This window comes from Desulfobaculum sp., from assembly GCF_054921475.1.
Genome location: NZ_JBUDSW010000166.1, coordinates 1 through 8,237, shown reverse-complemented (window position 1 = coordinate 8,237; position 8,237 = coordinate 1). Strand labels below are relative to the sequence as shown.

The following is an 8,237-nucleotide window of genomic DNA, read 5'->3' as shown; positions in this document are numbered from 1 at the left end:
CCCCCCGCGTCCGGTGCCTACTTCGTGTGGGGTGTTGCGTGGAGGGGTGTGGCTACGAGATTCCAGGCACCGGGAAGTCCCTGCACAGGGTTTCCACCTCGCTCTTGATGGAGGCGTGCAGGGCTGTGTTGGAGGGGGCCTTGAGGGTCTGGATCATCCAATGGACAAGGTGCTTCATATGGTCCTCGGTCATGCCGCGTGTGGTTGCGGCAGGTGTACCGATACGGATCCCGCTGGGCTTCAATGGAGGATTGGGGTCGTCGGGGATGATCTGCTTGTTGACGGTCAGCGAGATGGTGTCGAGGAGTTCCTCGGCCACCTTGCCGTCAAGGCCAAAACTTTCTTCTGTATTCACCACCAGCATGTGGTTGTCCGTGCCGCCGGTGACAAGGCTCACGCCCTCGGCGAGGAAGGCGTCCGCCATGGTGCGGGCGTTGACCAGCACCTGCTGCGCGTAGTCCTTGAATTCCGGCTCCATGGCTTTGCCGAGGGTGACGGCAATGCCCGCGACGGTGTTCATGTGCGGGCCGCCCTGCAAGCCCGGGAAGACGGACTTGTCGATGGCCTTGGCGAACTTTTCCTTGCACAGCACCAGTCCGGCGCGCGGGCCGCGCAGGGACTTGTGGGCCGTGGTGGTCATGATGTCGAAGCCGTGGTCAAAGGGATTTTCCAGCACGTCGCCTGCAACCAGACCGGCAAAGTGCGAGGCATCCACCATGGTGATGGCGCCAACGGCGTCGGCAATGGCCTTGAAGGCGTCGTAGTCGATGTCGCGCGGGTAGGACGTGTAGCCGCACAGCACCAGCTTGGGCTGGGTCTCTTTGGCAAGGCGCATGACTTCGTCGTAGTCGATGGAGCCGTCGGTGGGGTCCGTGGTGTAGCGGACGAAGTTGAACAGCTTGCCCATGTGCGACACGGGCGCGCCGTGGGTCAGGTGACCACCGTGGGAAAGGTCCATGGCAAGGATGGTGTCGCCGGGTTCCAGCAGGCCAAGGTAGACGGCCTGATTCATGGGCGAACCGGACAGGGGCTGCACGTTGGCGTGCTCGCAGCGGAAGACGGCCTTGGCGCGTTCACGCGCAAGGTCTTCGATGCGGTCGGTGTAGGTCTGGCCGCCGTAGTAGCGGCGTCCGGGGTAGCCTTCGGCGTACTTATTGGTGAAGATGCTGCCGAGGGTGCACAGCACTTCGGGGTAGGTGTAGTTCTCGGACGGAATCAGCTCAACGCCAAGGCGCTGGCGGCGGCTTTCGCCTTCCAGTGCGGCATGGATTTCCGGGTCGTTTGCTTTGAGGAGATCAAGATGGGACTGCTGCATGGGCGCGTTTCCCCCTTACACGTCTCTCCGCAGAGAGAACAGGTGTTTGGCATCGGGAGATGCAGCCCAGGCGAGCGGCTGGAATGGCTTGCCGCGCTTCCCTGTGGTTGGTTCCACAATTCTCGCCAGTCACGCGGTGCCGAAGTATCCAAAGATGTTGGGAAGGGAGCTATCCCAAGCCCGGCATGCTTGTCAAGCGGTCAGTGTTTCCTGTAGCGTGCCCGCTCCCCATCGATGAAAGGTAGCTGGAAAGCCGCACAGTGCGCGGCTTTTGTGAGAACAATTGCGAGCACCTCCCCCCGGCCTTCGCGGCGAGGAAAAGGGGAAAGGATCAAATAATGACGACAGGTTGCAAGAGAAGACAAATTTTTGTGTACGCCCTTGTGGTGTTTGCCGTTGCCGCGGCGTTTACCGCATGGTTCGGCGTGCGCCACCGTGATGCCATACAGGAGCAGCACTTTGCGCAGGCGGAGGCGATTGCGCAGCGCAGCGCTCTTGGCGCGGCCACGGGCATACGCACGTGGATGAAAGAAAAGCGCAAACAGGTGGTTGCGCTGGCGACGACGTACTCGGTGCTCGGCCTTGTCAATCACCCGTATGACATGCGCTATGTGTACCAGTTGGACGACCAGCTTGGGTGGATGGCTCAAGCGTCCCGGCCCGTCCTGGATATTCTTGTGACGACCGTGGGCGACCGAACGCTCAATGGGGAGACGCTCCCCGACGGACAGCTTCTTGGTTCGCTCGCCAAGAGGGACTTTCTGGGCAAGGTGGTGCCGGAGACGTCCTACAAGGTGGCCATCGAGAATGGCGCAAAGACCTTTGTGAGCGAGGCCTACACGGCCGTTACCATTGAGAGTCCCCGTTTTTACATCGCCGCACCTGTGTTGTGGGACGGGGAACTGGTGGCGACGGTGGCCTTGGAGTGCGGCGCGCGTGACCTTGCCATCGACTTTCTGTGGCCCTTGAGCTTTGGCGAGACTGGTGGGGTGTATTTATGCGACTCACGCGGGGAAATGCTCGCGGGGCCGAATCTGGATCGTTTTCCGCAGGACTACGGCGTCTCTCACAGAGACGTGATGCAGCGCATTGCCAAGGGCGAGAGCGGCTTTGTGGCCGATTTCGAGGGGACGCGGCGTCTTATCCACACTTTCCCCTTGGAGAAGACGGGCAAAAAGGCCACCACGTGGTTCATCTGCACTATGCAGGATGAGGCCGAGGTGCAAGGCGCCATTACCGCCGCGCAGGACGCGTTTGTGACGCAGTGCGGCATTTTCCTTGGCGTGCTGGGCGCCGTGCTCTTTGGCGGGGCCTTCTGGGTAACCAGACAGCGCTAGCCGGGCTGGGCGCTGCGCCTGTCTGCCTCAGCCAGCCAACAGCTTCGGGCCGGAGGGAATTCCCTCCGGCCCGTTTTTATGGCGCAAGGTGCGAAGGCGTCCCCGCATGCGTGTCAGCCGATAGAGGTAGGGCGATGCAGGCGCCCTCTCGCCGCGCATTACGCCTTGGCTAAGAAAAAAGTGGTTGGGCCAGAAAAAACCGTGATTCCTCGATATTTCCTTTCAGTGTATGAGGTGCAGAAGTGCAATATTCACTACGCGATTATACATCGCACAGAGAGGAAAAAATATGTTGAGGAGACTCGGACGCAGGGTGGCCCTGCGCTACATCGGAGCGGTTGGAATTGTCCTGTCCGTGCTCGGCGTGGTTCTGGGAACCATACAATACGAGCGGCAGCACAATGAAGAACGCGAAATGGCCCGGGCCAACGCCCATATGGCGCTGCAAGGTGCGGCAACTGCGCTGGAAAGCTGGATTGATGGGCAAAAGCGCCTTGCCCAGTCGCTGGCCCGCCGCAGTGAAATTGTTGAAGCATGCGCAAGCCCTGCGGACTCCGCCAAGGCCGCACGCGCGCATGAGGTGCTCCAGTGGGTGCACGACACCTACGGCATCTACGAAAACATTCCCCTTGCCGCGCGCCTTGCCCCGGGCGAGCGTGTGAGCGTCACCGGGCCTAAGGGCGAGGTCGGCATTACGGACGGTACGTTCTTTGTGGACACCGTGCAGGGCCGCACTCTTGGCAAGGGCGGCACGCAGCTCAGTTACAACGTGGCCCTTGCGCAGGGCGCGCCGTTCTCCATTAGCGAGGTGTATCCCAGCCTGCTGCGCGGAAACCCCATTTTTGTGCTGGCCGCGCCCGTACGGGAGCAGGGGCAGTTGGTGGGCTCGCTCATCCTCGCCCTCAAGATGACCGCCTTCACGGAGACCTTTGTGCGTCCCGTCACCTTTGGCGAGACCGGGCATCTGTTCTTTAGCGATTCACGCGGCAGCGTCATCGCCCATCCCAAGGCGGAGGCCATTCTCAGCGATGCCTATTCCCGCAAGAACAGCGACGCACTCTCGCGCATCAGTTCCGGCGACAGCGGGTTTGAGGCGGACATTGACGGTGTGAGCCGCATTGTCAACGTGCGCCCCGTGGTCCTCAGCGGCGGCAATACCCAGACGGACTGGTTCATCTGTTCTTCGCAGGACAAGGCGGAACTGGACGCCACCCTTGCCGACAAGCGCGCGACCTTTGCCACGGAGCTTGCGCTGCTTATCGTGGTTATGGCCCTTGTGCTCTACGCACTGACCCATGGCATTGTGGTGCGTCCTCTGCGCCGGGTGACGCAGTATGTCCGCGCTGTGGCCGGAGGTGATTTCCGCGCCGAGCCCGGACGTCTGCCAATGGATGAGATTGGCGACGTGGGCCGCACCGTGCAGGAGATGACCGAAGGCATCATTGAGCAGTTGCAGGAGGAAAAGGGCTTCATGACCGCCGTCCTCGACGGTATTGCCAATCCCTTTGCCGTGACGGACGTGAATCTGTCCATCACCGCGTGCAGCCGCAGTATGCTGCGCAACGTAGGTCGCGGCGGTGAGCCCAAGGATTACATCGGCATGAACCTCAGCCAGTTCCTGTTTAACGATACATCAAAGCCCACCATCCTCACCACCGTGCTGAAGGACGAAAAGCCCCGCACGGGCGTGAACTTCTCCTACACCAGCCTTGATGGCCGCGACGGCGAATTCATCATCGACGTGCAGCCCCTTTATGACGTGGACGGCACGTTGGTGGGCGGCATCACCTTCTGGAACGACGTCACGGCCCTGCGCCATGAGCAGGCCGCAGTGGCCGAGCAGAATGCGCGCATTGAAGCCGCCGCCAAGGACGCGGCCGCCGCGTCCGTTGTTGTGGGCGAGGCCGTTTCCGCACTGACCACGGCCACGCGCGACTCCATGCAGCGTACCGACGCTCAGAAGGCCCGCGTGACCGAGACCGTCACCGCCATTGAGGAGATGAACGCCACCGTGCTGGAAGTGGCGCAGAACGCCGCAGACGCCGCCCGCAGCGCCGAGACAACGCGCGAGGAAGCGGCGTCCGGCGAAGCCGTGGTGCGCGAGTCTGTGGAGTCCATCGTTGCCGTGCGTGAGAGCATTGCTAAGCTGCGCGGAGAGATGGACCGCCTTGGCACCCGCGTGGATGGCATTGGTTCCGTGATGACGGTCATTAACGACATTGCGGACCAGACGAACCTGCTGGCCCTCAACGCCGCCATCGAGGCCGCGCGCGCCGGTGACGCCGGGCGCGGCTTTGCCGTGGTGGCGGACGAAGTGCGCAAGCTGGCGGAGAAGACCATGGCCGCCACGCGTGAAGTGGGCGAAGCTATCACCGCCATTCAGAGCGAGGCGCACATCAGTGTGGAGGCCATGGGCAAGGCGGACACCGAAGTCAGCCAAAGCGCCGAGCTCGCCCAGAAGACGCGGAGCATGCTGGAAGGCATTCTCGCCCTCACCGGCGAGACCAGCGACAAGGTGCGCAACATCGCCACCGCCGCCGAGCAGCAGTCTGCCGCCAGCGAGCAGATTGCCCACTCCGCGACCGAGATTGACGAGATTGCCGGAGAAACGGCGCAGGCCATGCAACAGTCCTCGACGGATGTGGCGTCCCTGTCCGGCGAGGTGGAGCGCATCCGCAGCATCATCGGCGGCATGCGGCAGACCGTGTAGGCGCAGCGCCCAAGGGTGAGCGTCAGTACATCCTGAAAATTGAACGAAAAGGAGGGCCGGTGGTTGCGAATCACCGGCCCTCATCCCTATTGAGCGAAGCCGTCCCGAAGGAGTCTGGCCCACAGGCGCGGTAATACCCCTATTCCCGCGCCCGGCGTGTATCAGGCGGTCATCTGAATGATGCTTCCAACCCGGAAAACACGTGGTGGCCGTCGTCATGCCGGGTGACGTCTACGACGTCCTCCAGCTTTCGGGCCTGCTTGATCATCTGGTCGAGTCGATTATCCCGTGTGACCAGAAGCCAGATGCGGCTTCTGGAACCGTCGCGCACGGGCATGCACAGGATGCCCTCCACGTTGAAGGCGCGGCGGGCAAACAGCCCGCACACGTGCGACATAACGCCGGGATGGTTGTTGACACACAGTTCCAGCACCGTGGTGCGTGCCGCGTCGAGAAGGCTGTCGTGGATATCAGGCTGTGACATGGGAGCCTCCTTCAATCATCACTGTGTTTGCGGCGCCCGGAGGCACCATGGGATACACGTTCTCCTTTTCCAAAATAGGAACGTGGACAAGGCATGGGCCGGGTGTTGCGAAGGCCCGGGCCAGCGTGTCGTGCGGGTCGCCATCGGCAAGGTCGAATGCCTTCATGCCGAACCCCTCGGCGATGCGCACAAAGTCCACGGGAGCGCGGTATCCCGATGCGAAAAGATTGCCCTTGTAGAACAGTTCCTGCTGCTGTTGCACCAGCCCAAGGCCGTTGTTGTTCATCAGCAAAATTTTGATATTGGCGTTTTCCTCAACCGCCGTCGCCAGCTCCTGCATGTTCATCATAAAGCTGCCGTCGCCGCTGACGCACAGCACCATACGTCCCGGGCAGGCCAAGGCCGCGCCTATGGCCGCAGGGATGCCAAAGCCCATGGTCCCCAGCCCGCCGGAGGTCAGCCATTGCCGCGGGCGGCGGAACGGGTAGGCCTGCGCCGTGCGCATCTGGTGTTGGCCTACGTCGGTGGTGATGATGGTGTCGTCGCCGGTCAGGCGCGCGGCAAGGCGGATGATGCCATACGGGGTCTCGGCATTGTCCGAACCCGGCAGGCACACAGGGTGCGCCGTCTTCAGGTCCGCAATGCGCGAGGTCCACTCCCGGCGGCCGTCCTGCTCCGTCATCGGGATGAGCGATTCCAGCACCTCGCGGATGTCGCCCGTAATGCCAAGGCAGGAGCTTTTAATCTTGTCCAGCTCGCTGGCGTCAATGTCGATGTGCACAATCGCCGCGTCCGGGCAGAACGTTTTGGCAAGGCCCGTGGCCCTGTCGTCAAAGCGCACTCCCGCCGCGATGAGCAGGTCGCACTCTGCAAGCGCCATGTTGGTGTAGCGCGCCGCGTGCATGCCCAGCATGCCAATGGACTGCGGGTGGTCCGACGGCACCGCGCCAAGGCCCATCAGCGTCATGGTCACCGGCAGGCCGGCCTTTTCCGCCAGCCGCGTGGCAAGGCCGCCCGCGCCGGCAGCAATAACGCCGCCGCCAAGGTACAGGATGGGGCGCTTTGCGCCGTTGATGAGGTCTGCCGCCCGGCGGACCGAGGCTGCGGAGAATTCCGGGGCAGGGTCCGGCTGGCCCGGTTCGGGCCACGTTGCAACGTCCACAGTCTCGGTCTGCACGTCCTTGGGGATGTCGATGAGGACAGGGCCGGGACGGCCAGAGGAGGCAATTCGGAAGGCTTCTGGGATAACGGTCAACAGCTCCTCAGCGGAGCGGACCAGAAAATTGTGCTTGGTGATGGGAACGGACAAGCCATAGGTGTCCACTTCCTGAAAGGCGTCGGTGCCCATTTGGCAGCGCGGAACCTGACCGGTGATGCAGACAAGGGGGATGGAGTCCAGCTTGGCGTCGGCAATGGCGGTCAAGGTGTTGGTGGCACCGGGGCCTGATGTGGCGAAGAGGACGGCAGGTTTGCCGCTGACACGAGCCATGCCCTGAGCGATGAAGCCTGCCCCCTGTTCATGGCGGGCAAGCACATGGCTTATGCATGGGCTCTGGGAGAGAGCGTCGTATAAAGGCAGATTCGTTCCACCGGGAATACCGGTGATGGAACGGATGCCCTGACGCTCCAGAAGACGGATAACAATTTCCGCGCCGCTTTTGTGCATCTTTCCCTTCCTCCTCGTGGAGTCCCCGAGTGGGGCAGGGCCGGCGCTGTGTCTGCTTTAGGAAAACAAAATCCCCCGCCGGCTCCTGCGCCGGCGGGGGATGAATGTGCTGTATGTATGTACCTGACCCGCTACGACGCTATAGCTACTACTACGCGTACGATAATAATGGCTACTACGCCTACGAGTACCAGGCCGTTGCCGGCGGAGGTGTGTATGTGCGTAGAGTTGCGTAGCATGTGCGGGTTCCTTGGTGCGAATCGTTACAGTGTTGACGTCAAAGGTACGGAGAGCGCTTACGCAAGTCAAGCGCCAATGTGGAAAAAATCCGCACCACTGGAGCGTAGTGCTGCGCTCCAGTGGTGCTTGGCTCGTGCGTAACGCACGCGTTGAACAGGGCGGAGGCGGGGTGGTTGGGCATGTGTTTTTTTTGCCTCCGGCGGCTCAAGGGTGTGACACCCTTGAGAATCCCCAGGATTTTTTGGACGGAAGCCGTCCCAAAAATAGGGGGGCGGGCAGGGTCTTCTGCCTTCTGCTTTTGTCTTCGTAAACACGCCCAACGGGGATTCTCACCGCCGTTCCCACAGCGCCAACACCACCCAAAAAAATCTCCCCATCCACGCGGACGAGAGCGCGTCAGGGGTGACGACAGTACCAGGCACAGGCACCCGGCCTGTGCGCACATGGGATTTTTAAGGGCCCACGGCCCTTAAACCTGCGGAGCA

General features: G+C 62.0%; 5 protein-coding genes and 1 riboswitch. Of the genes, 2 read left to right on the top strand and 3 right to left on the bottom strand.

Going from position 1 to position 8,237, the window contains the following annotated elements; translation table 11 throughout:
* Positions 1–52: 52 nt before the first annotated feature.
* Positions 53–1,315 (bottom strand): serine hydroxymethyltransferase, encoded by a 1,263-nt coding sequence (locus tag ACY69P_RS11200; protein WP_462327527.1) that lies wholly within the window; start codon positions 1,313–1,315, stop codon positions 53–55.
* Positions 1,316–1,372: 57 nt separating this feature from the next.
* Positions 1,373–1,458, bottom strand: a riboswitch (ZMP/ZTP riboswitch).
* A 195-nt stretch (positions 1,459–1,653) separates the two neighbouring features.
* On the opposite strand from ACY69P_RS11200, the gene ACY69P_RS11195 reads away from it, so the two are divergent.
* Positions 1,654–2,652 (top strand): cache domain-containing protein, encoded by a 999-nt coding sequence (locus tag ACY69P_RS11195; RefSeq protein WP_462327526.1) that lies wholly within the window; start codon positions 1,654–1,656, stop codon positions 2,650–2,652.
* A gap of 289 nt (positions 2,653–2,941) precedes the next feature.
* The gene (locus ACY69P_RS11190; protein ID WP_462327525.1) at positions 2,942–5,362 is read left to right on the top strand and encodes a methyl-accepting chemotaxis protein; all 2,421 of its coding nucleotides are present in this window, start codon (positions 2,942–2,944) and stop codon (positions 5,360–5,362) included.
* Positions 5,363–5,531: 169 nt separating this feature from the next.
* On the opposite strand, the gene ilvN is transcribed toward ACY69P_RS11190, so the two are convergent.
* Both ilvN and ilvB read right to left on the bottom strand, forming a co-directional pair.
* Entirely contained in the window at positions 5,532–5,846 is a 315-nt protein-coding gene (gene ilvN, locus ACY69P_RS11185; protein ID WP_459900668.1) for an acetolactate synthase small subunit, read from the bottom strand.
* Positions 5,833–7,512, bottom strand: a complete 1,680-nt coding sequence (gene ilvB / locus ACY69P_RS11180; RefSeq protein ID WP_404843674.1) for an acetolactate synthase large subunit — start codon at positions 7,510–7,512, stop codon at positions 5,833–5,835. Before ilvB ends, ilvN begins: the two co-directional genes overlap by 14 nt.
* Between the last annotated feature and the right edge of the window lie 725 nt (positions 7,513–8,237).

Coding starts and splice junctions, on each gene's coding strand:
- ACY69P_RS11195 (WP_462327526.1), top strand. CDS start 1,654: ATGACGACAGGTTGCAAGAGAAGACAAATTTTTGTGTACGCCCTTGTG.
- ACY69P_RS11200 (WP_462327527.1), bottom strand. CDS start 1,315: ATGCAGCAGTCCCATCTTGATCTCCTCAAAGCAAACGACCCGGAAATC.
- ilvB (WP_404843674.1), bottom strand. CDS start 7,512: ATGCACAAAAGCGGCGCGGAAATTGTTATCCGTCTTCTGGAGCGTCAG.
- ilvN (WP_459900668.1), bottom strand. CDS start 5,846: ATGTCACAGCCTGATATCCACGACAGCCTTCTCGACGCGGCACGCACC.
- ACY69P_RS11190 (WP_462327525.1), top strand. CDS start 2,942: ATGTTGAGGAGACTCGGACGCAGGGTGGCCCTGCGCTACATCGGAGCG.